Consider the following 19,789-nt stretch of genomic DNA (forward strand, 5'->3'; position numbering starts at 1 on the left):
TTAATAATCGCTGGAGATGCTGTAATGGATAAAATTTTTCAGTTTTTAAATGATCCAGCTAACAAGGGAAAACTGTATGTTTTATTTGTGGTAATAGGAATTGGAATGATATTTAATACCATAAAAAGAGTAATGGATGAAATAAAAAGAAGAAAATAAACTAGTAGCATGTGAGATTTTTAAATAAGATTCACATGCTTTATTTTGCTATTGGTAAAATGTGTTTTTGAAAAAATTCAAAATAATGTTTAAAAGTATTGCAATGAATAAAATTGGATGATATAATGTAAACGTAGTCAGGCTATGGTGAACATTTGAAAAACTTATAATTTAAATAATGTAGCATTATGCGTGTTACTGATTCGATCAGGCAAGGCATGATCAATGGTTTTAAAAAGGTGTATTTATATTTATTTGTATTATGGTGCAAGATACTAATGTAGGATTTTGTGCTAGGGAGACTTGTACTGCTAGTTAGACAGGGTTTAACTGCAGAGGTCTATAATTAATGCAAATAAATATAAGAATAACCTTAGTTACCATTGTTCATGCCTTTTATGTTTTTTAAAAACACAAGTAGTATAACTAAACATAGTAAATGTAAATTGAAGGGAGAAAAGGTATATGTTTAAAAAATCATTCGGTGTTTTACAACAAGTAGGTAAAGCTTTAATGCTTCCAGTTGCATTGCTACCAGCAGCAGGTTTATTACTTGCTTTTGGTAATATGTTTCAAAATCCACAATTTTTAGCGTCTGTTCCGGCATTAGATGTACAATGGTTTCAAGCATTTGCTAAAGTTATGGAACAATCAGGAGGAATTATTTTTGGTAATCTTGCATTACTATTTGCAGTAGGAGTTGCAGTAGGCTTAGCAGATGGAGAAGGAGTTGCAGGACTTGCAGCAATAGTAGGATTCCTAATTATGAATAAAACAATGGGAATACTTGCACATGTTCCAGAAAATATTGACAAAATGCCACAATATGCAAATGTTTTAGGAATTAATACATTACAAACAGGTGTATTTGGCGGTATTATAGTTGGTATTATAGCAGCACAAGTTTATAAGAAATTTTACAATATCGAATTACCTCCATATTTAGGATTCTTTGCAGGTAAAAGATTTGTACCAATAGTTACAGCAGTAGCAGGTTTAGCATTAGGGGTTGTTATGATATTTATATGGCCTCCAATTCAAAATGGACTAACTGTATTTTCACGTAACATGATTGATACTAATAAAACAGCAGCAGCATTTATATTCGGTGTAATTGAACGTTCATTAATACCATTTGGATTACATCACATTTTCTATAATCCATTCTGGTATCAATTTGGTGAATATACAAGCAAAGCAGGACAGTTAGTAAATGGAGACCAAGCAATATTCTTTGCTCAATTAAAGGATGGAGTACCATTTACAGCAGGAACATTTATGACTGGTAAATTCCCATTCATGATGTTTGGTTTACCAGCAGCAGCATTAGCAATGTATCATGAAGCAAAACCTGAAAAGAAAATTCTTGCAGCTGGTATATTAGCATCAGCAGCGCTAACTTCTTTCTTAACAGGTATTACTGAACCAATTGAGTTCTCATTCTTATTTGTAGCACCAATATTATTTGGAATTCACTGTATATTTGCAGGATTATCTTTCATGGTAATGCAGATGTTAAATGTTAAAATAGGTATGACATTCTCAGGGGGTGTAATTGACTACTTACTATTTGGTGTAATGCCAAACCGTACATCATGGTGGTTAGTAATTCCAGTAGGATTAGTATTTGCAGTAATTTACTACTTCGGATTCCGTTTTGCTATCAGAAAATGGGATCTTAAGACTCCGGGTCGTGAAGTTGACGATGAAGCAGCAGTAAGAGTTGATGTAAAAGGTGGAGAACTTGCTAGTGCTGTATTAGAAGCATTAGGTGGAAAAGAAAATATAGGAAAATTAGATGCATGTATAACTCGTCTTCGTGTAAGTGTAAATGATATTAAGCAAGTTGATAAAACTGGACTTAAGCAATTAGGGGCAGCAGGGGTTATGGAAGTTGGAAATAATATACAAGCTATATTTGGACCAAAATCAGACCAATTAAAAAATCAAATTAAAGATGTTATGGCAGGAAAGGTTCCAACTGAAGTTAAAGAAAAAGAAGCAGCAAAACAAGCAGCTGTTACTTTAGCAAACGATGATGTGTTTGTTGCTCCAATAGATGGAAAAATATTAGAGTTATCAGAAGTTCCAGATCAAGTTTTCTCTCAAAAAATGATGGGAGACGGATTTGCAATTGAACCAGCAAATGGTGAAGTTGTATCACCTGTAAATGGAACAATAACAACTTTATTCCCAACTAAACATGCAATAGGAATAACTGCTGATAATGGACTTGAAATATTAATTCACTTTGGTATAGATACAGTAAATCTTAATGGAGAAGGACTTGAGGCTTTAATAGCTCAAGATGACAAGGTAAAAGTAGGTCAACCAATCCTTAAAGTTAACTATGATGAAGTAAAAGGAAAGGTACCTTCACTTATAACTCCAGTTGTATTTACTAACCTAACTGAAGATAAGAAATTGTCAGTTCAATTTGGAAAACAAGTTAAACGTGGAGAAAAAGGATTTGTTACAATAAAATAAGCTGTAATTAGAAGTTAAATACAAAAAGCATCTGTTACCAATAAGGTTTCAGGTGCTTTTTTATTGGCTTTCATTTTTATTTTTCTCCTGTCAAATTTCTTTTTCTAATGCGGCTAAAAATATTTCCAAATCTTTACCTTCCAGAACGGATGCTCCTATATATCCATGTTTTGTGTCGGTTTTGCCTAAGCCGTGATAATCTGAACCAGCAGTTATAAGCTTGTTATGTTTTAGGCAGATTTCTCTAAAAATTTTTTCTTGAAAAGGTTTATTTAGAGGATAAATTCCTTCAATTCCATCAAATCCATATTTCATAAGATCCTCTATATTGGATTTGTTTATGAGAGTTGGATGTGCCAGTGATACAAAAGCATCAGCAGATTTAAGTATGCTTATACCTTCCTCGATACTTATATTTTTATTTGGAACATAAGCAGGGCTGTCGTTTCCTATTATATTGTCAAAAATATAATTCCAGTCATAAGGATATCCAGCTTCTATTATAGCCTTGGCAATATGAGGTCTTGCTATAACTCCTTTATTCTTTTTTAATATTTCTTCATAATTAATGGATATATCAAAAAATTTCTTTAAATTAGATGCTATTTTTTCGCCTCTTTTTACTCTGTGTTCCTGAAGTTCGTTTAAGTAATTCTGAAAGGATGGAGATTTATAATTGTCTCCTTTAAAGTATCCTAATAAATGAACACTTTCTCCATTATATCTTGTAGTAAGTTCTATGCCTGGAATTACTGTAATTCCTATCTCTTTTCCTGTTTTTAAAGCCTCATCAAGACCCTCGGTGTTGTCATGGTCTGTAATTGCTATTATATCTAAACCTTCTTTTTGTGCTAATTCGACTAATTCTCTTGGAGACAGTTTCCCGTCTGATGCTGTAGTGTGATTGTGAAAATCACCTTTTTTAATCATTGTTTTCACCTCAAATCTAAATGTATTACAATAATTTTCAATGTTTAACTATAAAGGACTAAAAAAATTAATTTTAAAAGCTGGTTATCAATATTACTAATTATACACATAAATCCTCAATTAATAAAAGTCTAATGGAAAGTTTTGATATATACCCATTTAAAAGCTTTTGATATAATAGAAATAATTTTTAAAGTGTATATTAGCTAGAAGGAGGACTTGTATGTTTTTAATGATAGATAATTATGATTCTTTTGTGTATAACCTTGTTAGATATTTTGGTGAACTTAAAGAAGATATTATAGTATACAGAAATGATGAAATTACTATAGAAGATATAGAAAAAATGAATCTGCAGGGAATAATAATTTCACCAGGACCTAAAAATCCTAGAGATGCTGGAATTTCAATAGATATAATAAAGAATTTCAAAGGGAAAATTCCTATTTTGGGAATATGTTTAGGACATCAAACTATAGGATATGCTTTTGGAGGGAAAATAGTAAAAGGGAAAAGACCTATGCATGGTAAGATATCACAGGTGTATCATAGAGGAGAAGGGGTATTTGAAAATATAAAGAATCCTTTAAAGGTTACAAGATATCACTCTCTAATTGTTGAACGAGAAAGTTTACCTTCTTGTCTTTCTGTAACTTGTGAGACAAAAGGAGGAGTTATTATGGGATTGAGACATAAGGAATATGACATTGAAGGAGTACAATTTCATCCAGAAGCAGAACTAACGGAATGTGGACACGAAATTCTAAGAAACTTTATAGAGAGGTGCAAAAGATGATAAAACCTTTAATAGAAGAAATAAGTACAGAGCTTGATGCTTTTAGTATATATTCTATATTTAAAGAAGAAAAAGAAAGTGTGTTTTTAGACAGCGGAATGGATAAAAAACGACTTGGCAAATATTCTTTCATAGGATTAAATTCATTTATAACTTTTAAATCAAAAAACAATACATGTATTATAAATGGAGAAGAATATAAAGGAGATACCTTTGAAGAATTGAAAAGTATAATAAATAAATATAAATTTAAAAACAGCACACAGCTTCCTTTTATAGGAGGTGGTATAGGGTATTTTTCCTATGACTTAGGAAGAAGTATAGAAAAATTACCTGAGATAGCAGTTGAGGATGTGGATATACCTGATTGTTATTTTAATTTTTATGACAATGTTATTGTCATAGATCATGTTAATAATAAAGTTTGTATTACAGCTTTAGGAATTTTACAGGAACATGAAAAAAGTATAAACAGTATAAAACAGAGAATATATAAAGATAAAAAAATAGAATATACAAAGCATATAGGAAATAAGCTTGAGTTTGAATCTAATTTTATAAAGGAGGAGTACATAAAAACTATAGAGAAGGTTAGAGAGTATATAGAAAATGGAGATATTTATATAACAAACTTAACGCAAAGGTTCACATGCATCACAGAAAAAGAACCGTATGAGATTTATAAAACTCTAAGAAGTATAAATCCTGCTCCCTTTGCTGCTTTCATGAAGCTTGATGGTTTTAGTATAGTGTCATCATCTCCAGAAAGATTTCTGCAAATTAAGGATGGAATTGTGGAGACCAGACCTATAAAGGGAACAAGACCAAGAGGAAGAGATAAAGAGGAAGATATAAAAAATAAGCAAGAGCTTTTGGATAGCGAAAAGGATAAATCAGAACTTTTAATGATTGTAGACCTAGAGAGAAATGATTTAAGTAGGGTATGTAAACCGAATTCTGTTAAAGTAACAGAGCTTTTTGAGTTAGAGGAATACAGTACAGTATATCATTTGGTTTCAACTGTAAAAGGCGAAATTAGAGATGAATGTACCTCAATAGATTGTATAAAGGCATGCTTTCCAGGAGGATCTATAACTGGTGCGCCGAAAATTCGATCTATGGAGATAATTGATGAGTTGGAGAAGATTAGAAGAAATATATATACGGGCTGCATAGGTTATATAGGTTTTGATGATAGTGTAGATTTAAATATTGTAATTAGAACTATGCTAATAAAGAATAACAAAGCTTATATAGGAGTAGGTGGGGGGATAACCTGGGAGTCAGATCCAAAGGCAGAATATGAAGAAACATTAGACAAAGCTAGAGCACTATTTAGAAGCTTAGAGATTGCAGGTGAAAGCTAAAAGTGTAGAGTTGACAACAAAATACACTTTACTCAGCGAAAGTGAAATGTATTAATTTTTATAAGAGGTGTTGGTGTGATAATAGTTAATGGGGAACTTAGAGAAGATAGTAAAATTGAACTTGATAGCGGCTTCTTTTTTGGAAGAGGACTTTTTGAAACTGTTTTAGTTAATGATAAGCCTATTTTTCTAAAGGAGCATTTGCAGCGATTAAATAAAGGTCTTTTAAAAATAGGGGTAAAAATACAAATTTCAGAAGAATATTTCCTAGAGAATATTAGAAAGCTAAACTGTAAAAACTGTGGAGTTAAGATAGCGGTTAGTGAAAAAAATATAGTTTTTACCAAAAGAGAAATAGCATATAAGGAAGAAGATTATATTAAGGGTTTTACAGTAAAGGTAAGCAAAATTAAAAGAAATCCTCATTCACATATAACATATTTAAAATCACTGAATTATATAGATAATGCAATTGAAAGAGAAGCTGCTTTAAAAGAAGGATATAATGAGGTTTTATTTTTAAATAATTATGAATATTTAAGTGAGGGAAGTATTTCAAATATATTTTTTGTTAAAGAAAATAAAATATATACGCCCTCAATAGAATCAGGATTGCTTCCAGGTGTAGTGAGAAGATGGGTCATTGATAACTATAATGTTTTAGAGGGTCAATTTATTTTAAAGGATTTATTAAATTCAGATGGAGCTTTTTTGACAAATAGTTTAATGGGAATTATGAAAATAGACAGAATAGAGAAAAATGTTTTTGAAAAAAGTGATATAATAGATAGTATTGAGTTAAAGTATAGACATTACATATGTAGGTAAAAATAGTAAAGTTGTCTTGTGATAGATGGAAAAAAGATAAATAAGTGCCAGGTAATTTTTAAGCTTATTAAAAACTAAGTAATATGTATTCATAGAGGCGCATAAATATATAGGCAAACAATAAAAAGAGGGGTATTTTAATGGAGCTTGAAAGAGTTAACAAAATTTTATGTAACGAAAGATATAGAGAATATTTAAAGAAAATAGTGAAACATGAGAGAAAGAGAGAATTTTGCAAGCATGATGTACAGCATTTTTTAGATACGGCAAGAATTGCTTATATTCTTAATTTAGAGAATAATTTAGGTATAGATAAAGAAATAATTTATGCAGTAGGACTTCTTCATGATATAGGGAGATGGAGACAGTATGAAGACGGTACACCTCACAATATTGCAAGCGCGGATTTAAGTGAAAAAATTCTAATAGACAGTGGTTTCACCGAAGAAGAGAGAAAAGAAATAAAAAAAGCTATTTCAGGTCATAGAAAAAAGGGTAAAGATACAAATATAATGCAGGAAGAGGATTCTTTATGCAGCATATTCTATAGAGCAGATAAGTTGTCAAGAAGTTGTTTTAACTGCAGAAGTACGAAAAAATGCAATTGGCCAGATGAAAAGAAAAATCTAGAGATACACTACTAAAAATACGTTCATTTCACTACTAAAGATGTATTAACGTTAGGAGGAAAAGTTGATGAAGATAGGGAATAGAGAATTTAACATAGGAGAAAGAACTTATGTTATGGGAATTTTAAATGTAACTCCTGATTCCTTCTCAGATGGAGGAAAGTTTAACAATATGGAAGCAGCATTAGTTCGTGCAAAGAAAATGATACAAGAAGGAGTTGACATTATAGATATAGGAGGAGAGTCAACAAGACCAGGACACATAGAAGTTTCAGAAGAAGAAGAAATAAGAAGAGTAGTTCCTATAATAGAAGTTTTATCTAAAGAAATAAACGTTCCTATATCTATAGATACATATAAAGCCAAGGTAGCCAGAATGGCAGTAAAAGCAGGAGCAAGTCTTATAAATGATGTTTGGGGCTTTAAGAAAGAAAGGGAAATAGCAAAGGTGGCTGGTGAGTTTGGAATACCATGTTGTCTTATGCATAATAGAGATAATAAAGATTATAATAACATAATTGAAGATATGATAGAAGACTTGAAGGAAAGCATAGAAATAGCAGTAAAGGCTGGAGTTAAAAGAGAAAATATAATACTTGACCCAGGTATAGGTTTTGCAAAGACTTATGAGGATAATCTAAAGGTTATGAAGGAACTTGAGAAATTGAAGGAATTAGGATATCCTGTTCTTTTAGGAACTTCAAGAAAGTCAATGATTGGACTTACTTTAGATTTACCTGCAGAGGAAAGAACAGAAGGTACTATTGCAACCACAGTAATAGGAATAACGAAGGGTTGCGATTTTGTCAGAGTTCATGATGTTAAAGAAAATAAGAGAGCATGTGTTATGACAGATGCTATTTTAAGAAGAAAATAGACGGAGGATGTGTTTTTTTGGATAAGATGTACATAAGAGATTTGGAGATTTATGGGTTTCATGGAGTTAATGAAGAGGAAAAAAGTATGGGGCAGAGATTTTTAGTTTCTGCTGAATTATTTTTGGATCTAAGTGCTGCGGGAAAAAGTGATGATTTAACAAAGACAGTTAACTATGCTGAGCTTTGCTGGCAGCTTGAAGAAGAATTTAAGAAAGAAAAATATGACTTAATTGAAAAAGCAGCAGAGGAGCTGGCGAAGTATATTCTTTTAAATTATGATATGGTACAAAGAGTCAAACTTATGCTAAAAAAGCCTTGGGCACCTATAGGAAAACCTATAAAATATGCGGCTGTTGAAGTTGATAGAAGTTGGCATAAAGCATATATAGGAGTGGGATCTAATTTAGGGAACAAGGAAGATAATATAAAAGGAGCTATTGAAAAACTAAGTTTATCAGGATTAACTAAGGTAACAAAAGTGGCAAATATGTATGAAACAAAACCTGTTGGATATTTGGAACAGGATGATTTTCTTAATACTGTATTAGAAATTAAAACCCTTTTAGAGCCTAGAGAGCTTATAAAGCTTCTTCTTAAAATTGAAAAAGAACTAAAGAGAGAAAGAGTAATAAAGTGGGGACCTAGAACTATAGATTTAGATATTCTTCTATATGATGACTTAATAACGGACTTTGAAGAGGCTATTATACCGCATCCAAGAATGCATGAAAGAATGTTTGTGCTAAAGCCGCTTTCTGATATAGCTCCCTATTTAATGCATCCTGTATTGAATAAAAGAATTTACCAATTAGTTGAAGAATTAAAAGAATATCAGGTATAATAATAAAGGACTGTCAAAAATATCAGACAGTCCATTTTATACGGGTTGAAATTGAAGTTATAATTTAATCCTAATGACTATACATAGGTAAATATATAAACATTATTTAAGGAGAGACTAAAATATGAAACAAGTGGACAATAAAAAAAGTATTTTGGCAGATATGGCATTGCTTTTGGTAGCTATTGTATGGGGAGGAGGATTTGTAGCAGTAAAAGATGCACTAAACACCATTCCGCCTTTTTATATAGTTGCAATGAGATTTATAATAGCAACTGTATTATTAAGCATAGTATTTTGGAAAAAATTAAAGGGAATAAATAAAAAAGATATTAAAGCTGGAGTTGTAGTAGGGACGTTTTTATTTGGGGGTTTTGCAACACAGACTGTAGGGCTTCAATATACAACACCAGGAAAGCAAGCATTTTTAACTGCAACTTATGTGGTCATAGTACCTTTTTTATCTTGGATAATTAACAAAAAAAGACCAGATATGTATTCAATAATAGCAGCTTTTATAACTTTAATAGGTATAGGAATGTTAAGTTTGCAGAACAGTCTGAATATAGGGTTAGGTGACACCCTTACACTTTTGTGTGCTGTTTTATTTGCAGCTCAAATAGTGTCAATAGGTTTTTACACAGCAGATGTAGATCCAGTAGTGCTTACTATAATTCAAATGGCTGTATGTGCACTTTTTTCAACGGCTGTTGCAGTTATTTTTGAGCCAGTTCCAAGGGAAATAGGAATGCAAGGAATTATGTCTATTTTATATTTAGGATTGTTTAGTACTATGCTGGGATTAATAATCCAAAATGTAGCACAAAAATATACCAGTGAAACTCATGCGGCTATAATTCTTTCTTTAGAATCACTTTTTGGATGTTTGTTATCCATAATTTTATTAGGGGAGTTATTTACAACAAAAATGATTTGGGGTTCCATATTTATATTCATAGCCGTAATAACATCTGAAACTAAGTGGGAATTTTTAAAAATTAAACAAAGAAGAACTGCCTCAGAATAGATATGTGTATTTAGAAATGTACAAACAGGTTGAAGTTTTATCAGGTGATTAGCGGACAAAAGTGAGCTTATTATACTTTTAGGTATAATAAGCTCACTTTTATTTTGGATATTAATAACAAAAACTGTACTGAGTAATTGGGGTTAAATACAATTTTATGGCATGTTTGGAATGGGACATACATATATCTATTAAGAAAAATATTTATTGAACTTAATATTTCGATATAAATATGAGAAGGTTAGGAGGAGAAAATAATGAATAAAGGTTTTAAAAATAACCCAAAAGTAAATAACAAAAAACAAAAGCAAGGAGATTTTAAAACTTCATCAAAATCATTTACCAGCATTATAGAACCATATTTGTATATACTACCGGCTATGATTATTTTTGTACTATTTATTTTTTATCCTTTTATGAAAACTATATACTTAAGTTTAAATGCCACAGATTCTCAAGGAAATGTTAGCAGTTTTATAGGATTAAGCAACTATATAAATCTTTTTAAATTGCATTCTTTTCAAAACAGCCTGATTGTTACGCTGAAATTTGCTGTTTTTACTGTATTTCCATCTATGATTATAGGATTTATTGTTGCAATTCTTGCCAATGTAAAACTTAAAGGAATAGGTATATTCAGGACAATATATGCACTTCCAATGGCAATTTCTTCAGCTTCAGCGGCTATAATATGGATGTTTCTTTTCCATCCAAGCATAGGTATTGTTAATTATTTCTTGAAAACAAATATAGGATGGCTTACTGATACAAATTGGGGATTAACTGCGGTTGCAATAGTTACTATTTGGATGAATATAGGGATAAATTTTATATTTATCATAGCTGCTTTACAAGGAGTACCTACAGACCTATATGAAAGTGCTGCCATAGATGGAGCAGGAATTTTTAGCAAGCATTTTCACATTACAATTCCATGCATATCTCCAACCTTATTTTTCTTATTAGTAATAAATATAATAAATACTTTTCAGGCATTCGGACAAATAAACATAATGACGTCAGGAGGACCAGGAGAATCAACAAATGTTCTTGTACATTCAATATACAGAGAAGCATTTTTTAATAACAGATTTGGAGTTGCAAGTGCTGAATCCATAATTTTGTTCTTAATATTGTTAATCCTTACATTACTTCAATTTAAGTTTGGTGAAAGGAAGGTGAATTATTAATGAAAAAAAAGAATACTTCAAAGATTATTGTATATGTTTTAAATATAATAATTTCACTTTTGATTTTAGGACCTATCATATATACATTATGTGTAAGTCTAATGTCACCGGAACAAATTTTTGAATATCCTCCTAAATTTATACCTAGAAAGTTATTTACTGAAAATTATAAGGAAGCTCTGGAAACAGCACCAATTTTAAAATTTATATTAAACAGTTTAATAATGTCTGTAACAATAACTATAGGACAAGTAATAACAGGGATACTTGCAGCCTATGCATTTTCTTTCATGAATTTTAAAGGAAAAAATGTTTTGTTTATAATTATCTTATCAACTCTTATGATACCAGGACAAGCGGTAATTATAGCTAATTACCTGACTATAAGTTCATTGGGAATGTTAGATACATTTAAGGCGTTGATACTGCCCTATTTAACATCAGCACTAGCAATATTTCTATTTAGACAATTTTTCTTAACGCTACCTAAAGAATTACATGAAGCTGCTATTTTGGATGGCTGTGGAAATTTTAGATTTTTGATTAGTGTAGTAATACCTCTTTCTAAGCCGGCAATAGGTTCTTTAGGAATATACTCTTTTCTACAGGCTTGGAATATGTATATGTGGCCATTACTTACTACAAATCGTGAAAGTATGAGAACAGTACAAATAGGAATGAGTATGCTTCAAAATGTTGATGCACAAGCGTTTGGACCTTTGATGGCAGGTATTATAATGATAATTATACCTTCTATATTGGCATTTGTTTTAGGTCAAAAACAACTCATTGAAGGATTAACATCCGGATCTGTAAAGAGTTAATTGATTTTAGGGATTAAAAAGCATATTAAAATTTTAGATTTTAATAAATATTTTACAGGTAAAGGGAGGATTATGTTATGAAATTTAAGAAGATTCTTTCAATTGTGCTAGCGAGCTCAATGATTTTTTCACTAGCATCATGTGGAAAGAATACTGCACAGTCACCAGGTAATAAAGGAGATAATTTAAAAGAAGCAGCTTCTAACAACAAGGTTATTGAACTTAAATTCTGGCACTCCATGGGAGGAGTAAATGGAAAAGCAGTAAAAACTATGACAGATAACTTTAATAAAACTCATAAAAATATTCATGTTACAGCGCAGTATCAAGGAAAGTATGATGATACTTTAACAAAATTCAAGACTGCCATGCAGGGAAAAGCTGGTCCAGATATTTGTCAAGTTTATGATATTGGAACCAGATTTATGATAGATAGTGGATGGATAGTACCAATGCAAAATTTTATTGACAATGATAAGGAGTTTGATGCTTCTCAATTGGAACCTAATCTTTTAGGATATTATTCTGTTAACAATAAATTATATTCAATGCCGTTTAACTCATCTACTCCTATACTTTATTATAATAAAACTGCGTTTAAAGAAGCAGGTCTTGACCCTAACAAACCACCTAAGAATTTTAAAGAAATTGAAGAATATAGCAAAAAATTAGTAAAGAAGGATGGAGACACAGTATCACAATATGGATTTGCAATGTGTGTATATGGTTGGTTCTTCGAACAATTATTAGCAAAACAAGGATCATTCTATGGAAATAATGAAAATGGAAGAAAAGATAAAGTTACTGAAGTTGAATGGGATAAGAATGGTGCAGGACTAACTATAATGAAAGAGTGGAAAAAACTTATTGATTCAGGCTGTGTAGGGAATTTTGGAAGAAAAGTTGATGATACTAAAAATGCTTTTACAGCAGGCAGAACTGCAATGATACTTGAATCAACAGCTTGTCTAGGTGGATTCTTAAAAGGCGTTGGGGATAGATTTGAAATCGGTACTGCATATCTTCCAAGTTTAACAGATGCAGATAAAGGCGGAGTTGTAATTGGAGGAGGAGCTCTTTGGGCAATTGATAATGGTTCAGAGGAAAAACAGAAGGCTGCTTGGGAATTCATTAAATTTATAGCTTCACCTGAACAACAAATATATTGGAACAAAGAGAGTGGATATTTCCCAATAACAAAGAAAGCTTATGATGTTCCAGCAATGAATGAACATTTAAAACAGTATCCGCAATTTAAAACAGCGATAGATCAATTGCATGATACTCCAATAAATCCTTGTACACAAGGTGCTTTATTAGGTGTATTTTCAGAGGCAAGACAGGATATCGAAATGAATATTGAGAAGACTCTTCAAGGAAATCAAACTCCAGAAGAAGCAATAAAAAATGCAGCTAGTAAGATAAATGGTTCTATAAAAAATTACAATGAAAATAACAAATAAATAGAAAAAAGGATACTAAAATATGATTTTTAGTATCCTTTTGTAAAGTTTTAACGAATTAAAAATTAAAAAAAGGTGAATTTTATATATAGGAGTATATTATTTACAGAAAGTTTTGGTAGAATATATAATATATACATATCAAAAAGGAGGAATATAAATGAATTTTGAATTGAATAAAATATATCATGGATTTAAGCTAATAGAAGAGAGTTATGTTAAAGAAATAAATTCAAAAGCTAGAGTTTTTTTACATGAGAAAAGTGGAGCAAAACTTTTGAATTTGCAAAATGATGATGATAATAAGGTTTTTGCCATAGGTTTTAGAACGCCGCCAAGCGACAGTACAGGAGTACCTCATATTTTAGAACATTCTGTTCTTTGCGGTTCAAGAAAGTTTCCAATAAAAGACCCTTTTGTAGAACTTGCTAAAGGTTCGCTAAATACTTTTTTAAATGCAATGACCTATTCTGATAAAACTTTATATCCTGTAGCTAGTAAAAATGAAAAGGATTTTTTCAACTTGATGGATGTTTATTTAGATGCAGCTCTTCATCCTAATATATATAAATATCCTGAAATACTCATGCAGGAAGGTTGGCATTATGAGCTTGACAATAAGGATGCTGAAATTACTTATAAAGGAGTAGTATATAATGAGATGAAAGGGGCTTTTTCATCTCCAGATGATATGCTGTACAGAAAGATACAGGAATCTCTATTTCCAAACACCACTTATGGAGTAGAATCAGGTGGAGATCCTGCTGAAATACCGAATCTTACTTATGAGCAGTTTACAGACTTCCATAAGAGATTCTATCATCCATCAAATAGTTATATATACTTATATGGAGATGGGGACTTAGATAAGCAGCTTAAATTTATAAATGAAGAGTATTTGAAGGAATTTGACAAAATAGATGTAGACTCACATATAGACGTTGAAAAGCCATTTAATCAAATAAAAGAAGTTACTGCGGAATATCCAGTATCACCAAATGATAATGGTAAAGATAAAACTTACTTGAGTTTAAGTTTTGTTGTGGGTGAATGTACAGATCCTGAAATATGTCTAGCTTTTGAAATATTAGAATACTTACTTTTGGAAACACCAGCTGCACCGTTGAAAAAGGCACTTATAGAGTCTGGACTTGGCAAGGATGTATATGGTTTCTATGATAACAGCATACTTCAGCCAGTATTCAGCATTATTTTGAAAAATTCCAATGAAGATAAAAAGGAAAGCTTTAAGAATTTAGTTTTTGATACTTTAAGAGGTCTTGTTGAAAATGGAATAGACAAGAAATTGGTTGAGGCATGTATAAATATAAAAGAATTTAGATTAAGAGAGGGCGACACAAGGACCTATCCTAAGGGATTGTTATACTATACCAAAGCTCTAGACAGCTGGCTACATGACAAGAATCCTTTACCACACTTAGAGTATGAAAAAACCATAGAAAAAATAAAGAGTGCTCTACAAACAGATTATTTTGAAAAGTTGATTGAAAAGTATTTGATAAATACGAAACACAGCAGTTTACTCGTATTAAATCCAAAACCAGGTATGGCGGAAGAAAAAGCAGAATCTGTAAGAAAGAAACTAAGTGACTATAAGAAATCAATTTCAGATGAAGAAATAGATAAATTAGTTAAGGATACTCAAGCTTTAAAGGAAAGACAGGTAAGTGGAGAAAAATTGGAAGATTTGGTGAAAATACCACTACTATCTTTAGAGGATATAAATCCAAAGGCTGAGGAACTTCCGTTAGAAGAAAGAGAAATTTGTGGAAATAAAATGTTGTTCCATGATATGTTTACGAATAAGATAGCCTACTTAAGATTTATATTTGATACCAGAGCAATTGAAGAAGAAATGATACCATATATTGGACTTTTATCTGCTGTTTTAGGTAAAATAGGAACCGAAAATTACAGCTACATGGATTTAGCAAATGAAGTTAATATCTATACTGGTGGAATAGGATACACTACTTCCACGTATGTGTTAAATAATGCTGAAGGGGAGTATGCACCTAAATTCTTGGTAAAATCAAAAGCTTTAGTGAATAAGTTGCCAAAACTAACTGCGCTTTTAGAGGAAATTATCATAAGAACTAAATTTGATGATAAAAAGAGGTTAAAAGAGATAATTCAAGAATTAAAATCTCGATTAGAAATGGCTATTTTTGATGCTGGACATATTGTTGCAGCGCATAGATTATTTTCGTATTTTTCACCAATTGGACAGTATGAAGAAATAATTTCAGGGTTGAATTTCTATAAATTTATTGAAGATTTAGATGAGAATTTTGAATCAAAAGGTGATGAAATTATATCTAATTTACAAAAAGTATCCAGAAAAATATTTAATAAGAACAACTTAATTATAAGTACTGCAGTGGAAGAAGCAAATTATAATGAGATAGAAAAATATATATGTTCACTAGTAAGTAAATTTGCAAGTGAAAAAGTAGAGTGCAATGAGTATAAATTTGGTGTAAAAGCTTATAATGAGGGACTTATGACTCAAGGAGACGTTCAGTATGTTGCAAAAGGATGCAACTATAGAAAGTTAGGATATGAATATAAAGGAAGTCTTCAGGTTCTAAAAACTATTGCAAGTTTAGATTATTTATGGAATAATGTGCGTGTTTTAGGAGGAGCTTATGGTGCATTTGCTTCCTTTGGAAGAAGTGGGAATATGTTCTTAGGATCATATCGAGATCCTAATTTAAAAGAAACACTAAATGTATATGATAACTTGGAAAATTATTTAAGAAGCTTTGAGGCGGATGAGAGAGAAATGACTAAATATATAATTGGAACCATAAGTAATTTAGATACTCCATTAACTCCACCTATGAAGGCAGACAAAGCAGCAGCTTATTATTTGAGTAATATTACTAAAGAGGATGTACAGAAAGAAAGAGATGAAGTTTTAAGTGCTTCAAAAGATGACATAAGAGGTTTTGCAGATATGATGGGGGATGCCATGAAGGAAAATTATTTATGCGTTTTAGGAAATGAATCAAAGCTTAGAGATAATGAAGAAGTATTTTATAATTTGGTAGACGTATTTAATTAATGCATGAAAAATGAGGTAAATGCAGCAATGCTGTATGTTACCTCATTTTTTTAATCTAATTTTGGTTCCTTTGCAAAGGCATACTTGCTTAGGGTGTATATATTATAGCGCAGAGGAATTCCAGACATAGTTATGTAGTCCATAGTAAATTCGCCATCCCAGGGTTGAATGGATATAAGTTCCTTGGAATATATATTTATAATGTATTTTTCATTTGTTTCAAGGAAGGTAAAAAATATTTTGTATTCAGGTTTTTTATTTAAAGACATAGGCTTTTCAATAAAATTTGGTTTTCTAAGTGAGTTTAAAAAACTTTTTATTATTTGTATATCTTCAGAAGTTAATGCTTCTGTTTTATAAAAATTAGTATCTAAAACTTGAATATTGTATTTGGAGGACAGTGCAATGTTTTTTGCTAGTAAGTTTGTGTAGTAATAATTCGAAGGCTTTTTTCTGTTAAGGTACATTCTAAGGCTTATAAACATTGAACCTATAAGTACAAGTATTAATATTATAAGACTACCTTTTTTCAAATTTATAATCACCTCGCTTTTATGGATATATAACAAAAATATGATTTAAATTAGGGCTTTAGTACAAAAGCTTATTACAAATATATCGAAAACTGCATATATTAAAATAGAATGTATTTTATATGAAAAGTATCCAGGGGGTGTATATATGAAAATATTTATAGATCCAGGACATGGAGGAAATGACCCAGGTACAGTTGCTAATGGACTTAGAGAAAAGGAGTTAGTTTTAGATATTTCTTTAAGACAGAAAGAATTATTTGAAAAATTAGGACATGAAGTTAGAATGTCCAGAAGTACAGATAGATATGTTTCTTTAAGAGCTAGAACTAGCAAAGCTAATCAATGGGGTGCAGATGTATTTATTTCCAACCATATAAACGCTGGTGGTGGAGTTGGAGAAGAAGTATGGTATTCAATTTATGGAGGAAAAGGAAAGCAATATGCTGCAAATGTTGAAAGAAACCTTAGTGAAATATTTAAATCAAGGGGAATCAAAAAGAAAAGTGGAAGATATGGGGATTATCTTTATATAATTCGTACTACAACTATGCCAGCAATTCTTAATGAATTTGGTTTTATTGACAGGTTAGAGGATTATCACAAATTAAATAGAGAAGATATAAGACAAAAATGTGCCGAAGCTGTGGTTTATGGAATACTAGAATAAAATTGTGAAACAATTTTATTCGAGTAACCAGTGACCAGTAGCCAGTAACCAGTAGTTTAAGTTTTGCTAAGGCAAAACTTAAACTTAAGTAAAAGAAAGAACAAGAACATAGGGATTTTCTATATTCTTGTTCTTTTTTATGTTTATTTTTACTGAATTTAAATTCTTTAATTTTCTTTTCTTTTTTCTTTCTGGCTACTGGTTACTGGCGACTGGGGACTAAAAGAATGTTGTGTCGCAACATTCTTATATAGTGTTTTTATTTATTGAAAACGAACTTATGTTTCGCTACAATTATAGTAATGATAAGAGTATTGTAAAAGGAAGGAATAAAAAATGAAAAATAAAGAAAAGAGAATCATCTTTCATATAGATACTAATTCTGCTTTTTTGTCTTGGGAAGCGGTACATAGATTAAAAATGGGAGATAAAGTTGATTTAAGGAATATACCTTCTGTAATAGGAGGAGATAGAGAAAAAAGACATGGAGTTGTTTTAGCAAAGTCAATACCGGCTAAAAAGTATAATATTAAAACAGGAGAACCTATAGTGAAAGCTTTAGAAAAGTGTCCAGAATTGGAAATTGTACTTCCTAACTTTGATATTTACATAAAAAGTAGTAATAATATGTTCAGCATATTTAAAGAATACTCACCTTCTGTTCAAAGATATTCTATAGATGAAGGGTTTATAGATTACACTGGTATGGAAAATACATATGGAAGTGCAGTAGAAGTAGCTAATAGAATTAAGAATAGAATAAAAAATGAGTTAGGGTTTACTGTGAATATTGGGATAGGGAACAATAAATTATTAGCAAAAATGGCTTCAGACTTTGAAAAACCTGATAGGGTTCATACATTATTTGAAAATGAAATTAAGGAAAAAATGTGGACATTACCTATTGAAAAGCTTTTTATGGTGGGAAAGTCTTCAGCTTCAAAGCTGCGAGAATTAAATATAAATACCATTGGTGATTTGGCAGCATATGATTTAGATATAATTCAATATAAATTCAAAAAATATGGAACACTTATATGGAACTATGCCAATGGTACTGATGAATCGGAAGTTGATGAAAAAAGATATGTTAAAATGAAGGGAATAGGCAATTCGACAACGATATCTTATGATGTTAGAAATAAAGAAACAGCCTACAGTATTTTAACATCTTTAGTGGAAACAGTATCTATGAGATTGAGAGATTCTAAAAATTTATGCACATCGGTTGCTGTGAGCATAAAAAACAGTTCTTTTAAGAGTTATTCTCATCAGTGCAAGTTGGATTGCTGTACAAACTCCACAGATAAAATTCTAGAAGTCACAAAAGAACTTTTTGATGAAATGTGGAAAGGTGATCCTATAAGACTTCTTGGAGTTAGAGTGGGGCATTTATGCAGTGATAAAATTACTCAGGTTTCTATTTTTGATAATGAAAATATTGAAAAAAATATGGAGTTAGACAAGACTATTGATGAATTGAAAATTAGATATGGAAGAAACACTATTATGCGAGGAAGTATTTTTAAGAATAGAGAAAACAGATAAACTATTATGAATTCAGAAAAATATATTTTGGAATATTGGTTAAAATATTAAAGTAAGATTTAATATTAAAGTAAGATTTAATATTAAAGTAAGATTTAATATTAAAGTAAGATTTAATATGAAAGGAGGAGATACTATGGCTAAAAGAAAAAAAGAAAAAGGTGAAGGTAACAATAGAGAAGCTGAAAAAAGGCATAGAGAATTGCAGAAGGTTACTATGGAAGCAGCAGGAGAATTTCAATTGGAAGATCAAAAAAAACAAGCAGGCTTTGGAAATCCTAAAAATCAAAAAAGATAAATAAATATTAGTCTATAAATATAAAGCTAGTGGGATATTGATAATCTACTAGCTTTTGAGATAAATTGCTATAATTTCAATGTATTATCATAAAATAACACAAAATGTAAGAGTAAGTAAAATATTTTTAGGCAAAAAATAAGGAAAGGCCGCCAGCAATTACCTTGCCGGTAGGCCTTTTATTCATGTCAAAGACTTTTTATAATTATAGTTACCCAACAACAAATATAGAA

Annotated in this window: 18 protein-coding genes; 16 read left to right on the top strand and 2 right to left on the bottom strand. The window is 30.7% G+C overall.

Features of this window, described 5'->3' with window-relative positions; genetic code table 11:
- Positions 1 to 24: 24 nt before the first annotated feature.
- Entirely contained in the window at positions 25 to 159 is a 135-nt protein-coding gene (locus OIO11_RS15110; protein WP_268072275.1) for a hypothetical protein, read from the top strand.
- A 465-nt stretch (positions 160 to 624) separates the two neighbouring features.
- Positions 625 to 2,646 carry a glucose-specific PTS transporter subunit IIBC gene (gene ptsG / locus OIO11_RS15115; RefSeq protein WP_268072276.1) on the top strand — a complete coding sequence of 674 codons (2,022 nt, stop codon included), beginning with the start codon at positions 625 to 627 and terminating at the stop codon, positions 2,644 to 2,646.
- A gap of 90 nt (positions 2,647 to 2,736) precedes the next feature.
- On the opposite strand, the gene OIO11_RS15120 is transcribed toward ptsG, so the two are convergent.
- Positions 2,737 to 3,576 (bottom strand): PHP domain-containing protein, encoded by an 840-nt coding sequence (locus OIO11_RS15120; RefSeq protein WP_268072277.1) that lies wholly within the window; start codon positions 3,574 to 3,576, stop codon positions 2,737 to 2,739.
- Between the two features lie 223 nt (positions 3,577 to 3,799).
- On the opposite strand from OIO11_RS15120, the gene OIO11_RS15125 reads away from it, so the two are divergent.
- From OIO11_RS15125 to OIO11_RS15175, 11 genes are all read left to right on the top strand, one after another.
- Positions 3,800 to 4,372 (top strand): anthranilate synthase component II, encoded by a 573-nt coding sequence (locus OIO11_RS15125; protein WP_268072278.1) that lies wholly within the window; start codon positions 3,800 to 3,802, stop codon positions 4,370 to 4,372.
- A complete protein-coding gene (gene pabB, locus OIO11_RS15130) occupies positions 4,369 to 5,739 on the top strand; it encodes an aminodeoxychorismate synthase component I (RefSeq protein WP_442781310.1) in 1,371 nt (456 codons plus the stop codon). The genes OIO11_RS15125 and pabB overlap by 4 nt, the downstream gene beginning before the upstream one ends.
- Positions 5,740 to 5,814: 75 nt before the next feature.
- Positions 5,815 to 6,567, top strand: coding sequence for an aminotransferase class IV (locus OIO11_RS15135; protein ID WP_268072279.1), 753 nt, complete (start codon positions 5,815 to 5,817; stop codon positions 6,565 to 6,567).
- A gap of 140 nt (positions 6,568 to 6,707) precedes the next feature.
- Positions 6,708 to 7,211: an HD domain-containing protein gene (locus tag OIO11_RS15140; protein ID WP_268072280.1), complete on the top strand. Its 504-nt coding sequence runs from the start codon at positions 6,708 to 6,710 to the stop codon at positions 7,209 to 7,211.
- A 52-nt stretch (positions 7,212 to 7,263) separates the two neighbouring features.
- Positions 7,264 to 8,073, top strand: a complete 810-nt coding sequence (folP, locus tag OIO11_RS15145; protein ID WP_268072281.1) for a dihydropteroate synthase — start codon at positions 7,264 to 7,266, stop codon at positions 8,071 to 8,073.
- A gap of 17 nt (positions 8,074 to 8,090) precedes the next feature.
- Positions 8,091 to 8,915 (top strand): 2-amino-4-hydroxy-6-hydroxymethyldihydropteridine diphosphokinase, encoded by an 825-nt coding sequence (gene folK, locus OIO11_RS15150; RefSeq protein WP_268072282.1) that lies wholly within the window; start codon positions 8,091 to 8,093, stop codon positions 8,913 to 8,915.
- 124 nt (positions 8,916 to 9,039) lie between these two features.
- Positions 9,040 to 9,942: a DMT family transporter gene (locus OIO11_RS15155; protein WP_268072283.1), complete on the top strand. Its 903-nt coding sequence runs from the start codon at positions 9,040 to 9,042 to the stop codon at positions 9,940 to 9,942.
- Between the two features lie 257 nt (positions 9,943 to 10,199).
- Positions 10,200 to 11,132, top strand: coding sequence for a carbohydrate ABC transporter permease (locus OIO11_RS15160; protein WP_442781311.1), 933 nt, complete (start codon positions 10,200 to 10,202; stop codon positions 11,130 to 11,132).
- On the top strand, positions 11,132 to 11,956 hold the full coding sequence (locus OIO11_RS15165) for a carbohydrate ABC transporter permease (protein WP_268072284.1): 825 nt from the start codon (positions 11,132 to 11,134) through the stop codon (positions 11,954 to 11,956). The genes OIO11_RS15160 and OIO11_RS15165 overlap by 1 nt, the downstream gene beginning before the upstream one ends.
- Before the next feature lie 77 nt (positions 11,957 to 12,033).
- Positions 12,034 to 13,419, top strand: coding sequence for an ABC transporter substrate-binding protein (locus tag OIO11_RS15170; protein WP_268072285.1), 1,386 nt, complete (start codon positions 12,034 to 12,036; stop codon positions 13,417 to 13,419).
- A 160-nt stretch (positions 13,420 to 13,579) separates the two neighbouring features.
- Positions 13,580 to 16,507, top strand: coding sequence for an insulinase family protein (locus OIO11_RS15175; protein WP_268072286.1), 2,928 nt, complete (start codon positions 13,580 to 13,582; stop codon positions 16,505 to 16,507).
- A 50-nt stretch (positions 16,508 to 16,557) separates the two neighbouring features.
- Here the strand turns inward: OIO11_RS15175 and OIO11_RS15180 are convergent, their stop codons facing one another.
- Positions 16,558 to 17,040, bottom strand: a complete 483-nt coding sequence (locus tag OIO11_RS15180; protein WP_268072287.1) for a DUF4883 family protein — start codon at positions 17,038 to 17,040, stop codon at positions 16,558 to 16,560.
- A gap of 148 nt (positions 17,041 to 17,188) precedes the next feature.
- Between OIO11_RS15180 and OIO11_RS15185 the strand changes: the two genes are divergently transcribed.
- The 3 genes from OIO11_RS15185 (at position 17,189) to OIO11_RS15195 (ending at position 19,556) form a co-directional block, all read left to right on the top strand.
- On the top strand, positions 17,189 to 17,710 hold the full coding sequence (locus OIO11_RS15185; protein WP_268072288.1) for an N-acetylmuramoyl-L-alanine amidase: 522 nt from the start codon (positions 17,189 to 17,191) through the stop codon (positions 17,708 to 17,710).
- Positions 17,711 to 18,046: 336 nt separating this feature from the next.
- Positions 18,047 to 19,258 carry a Y-family DNA polymerase gene (locus OIO11_RS15190; RefSeq protein ID WP_268072289.1) on the top strand — a complete coding sequence of 404 codons (1,212 nt, stop codon included), beginning with the start codon at positions 18,047 to 18,049 and terminating at the stop codon, positions 19,256 to 19,258.
- Between the two features lie 136 nt (positions 19,259 to 19,394).
- Positions 19,395 to 19,556: a hypothetical protein gene (locus OIO11_RS15195; RefSeq protein WP_268072290.1), complete on the top strand. Its 162-nt coding sequence runs from the start codon at positions 19,395 to 19,397 to the stop codon at positions 19,554 to 19,556.
- Positions 19,557 to 19,789: the final 233 nt, after the last annotated feature.

Source organism: Clostridium sp. ZS2-4 (assembly GCF_026719745.1).
Lineage (GTDB): Bacteria > Bacillota > Clostridia > Clostridiales > Clostridiaceae > Clostridium_H.

Excerpts from the sequence above, each read along its gene's own strand:
- OIO11_RS15110 (WP_268072275.1), top strand. The coding sequence starts at position 25 with ATGGATAAAATTTTTCAGTTTTTAAATGATCCAGCTAACAAGGGAAAA.
- ptsG (WP_268072276.1), top strand. The coding sequence starts at position 625 with ATGTTTAAAAAATCATTCGGTGTTTTACAACAAGTAGGTAAAGCTTTA.
- OIO11_RS15120 (WP_268072277.1), bottom strand. The coding sequence starts at position 3,576 with ATGATTAAAAAAGGTGATTTTCACAATCACACTACAGCATCAGACGGG.
- OIO11_RS15125 (WP_268072278.1), top strand. The coding sequence starts at position 3,800 with ATGTTTTTAATGATAGATAATTATGATTCTTTTGTGTATAACCTTGTT.
- pabB (WP_442781310.1), top strand. The coding sequence starts at position 4,369 with ATGATAAAACCTTTAATAGAAGAAATAAGTACAGAGCTTGATGCTTTT.
- OIO11_RS15140 (WP_268072280.1), top strand. The coding sequence starts at position 6,708 with ATGGAGCTTGAAAGAGTTAACAAAATTTTATGTAACGAAAGATATAGA.
- folP (WP_268072281.1), top strand. The coding sequence starts at position 7,264 with ATGAAGATAGGGAATAGAGAATTTAACATAGGAGAAAGAACTTATGTT.
- OIO11_RS15155 (WP_268072283.1), top strand. The coding sequence starts at position 9,040 with ATGAAACAAGTGGACAATAAAAAAAGTATTTTGGCAGATATGGCATTG.
- OIO11_RS15160 (WP_442781311.1), top strand. The coding sequence starts at position 10,200 with ATGAATAAAGGTTTTAAAAATAACCCAAAAGTAAATAACAAAAAACAA.
- OIO11_RS15165 (WP_268072284.1), top strand. The coding sequence starts at position 11,132 with ATGAAAAAAAAGAATACTTCAAAGATTATTGTATATGTTTTAAATATA.
- OIO11_RS15170 (WP_268072285.1), top strand. The coding sequence starts at position 12,034 with ATGAAATTTAAGAAGATTCTTTCAATTGTGCTAGCGAGCTCAATGATT.
- OIO11_RS15175 (WP_268072286.1), top strand. The coding sequence starts at position 13,580 with ATGAATTTTGAATTGAATAAAATATATCATGGATTTAAGCTAATAGAA.
- OIO11_RS15185 (WP_268072288.1), top strand. The coding sequence starts at position 17,189 with ATGAAAATATTTATAGATCCAGGACATGGAGGAAATGACCCAGGTACA.
- OIO11_RS15190 (WP_268072289.1), top strand. The coding sequence starts at position 18,047 with ATGAAAAATAAAGAAAAGAGAATCATCTTTCATATAGATACTAATTCT.
- OIO11_RS15195 (WP_268072290.1), top strand. The coding sequence starts at position 19,395 with ATGGCTAAAAGAAAAAAAGAAAAAGGTGAAGGTAACAATAGAGAAGCT.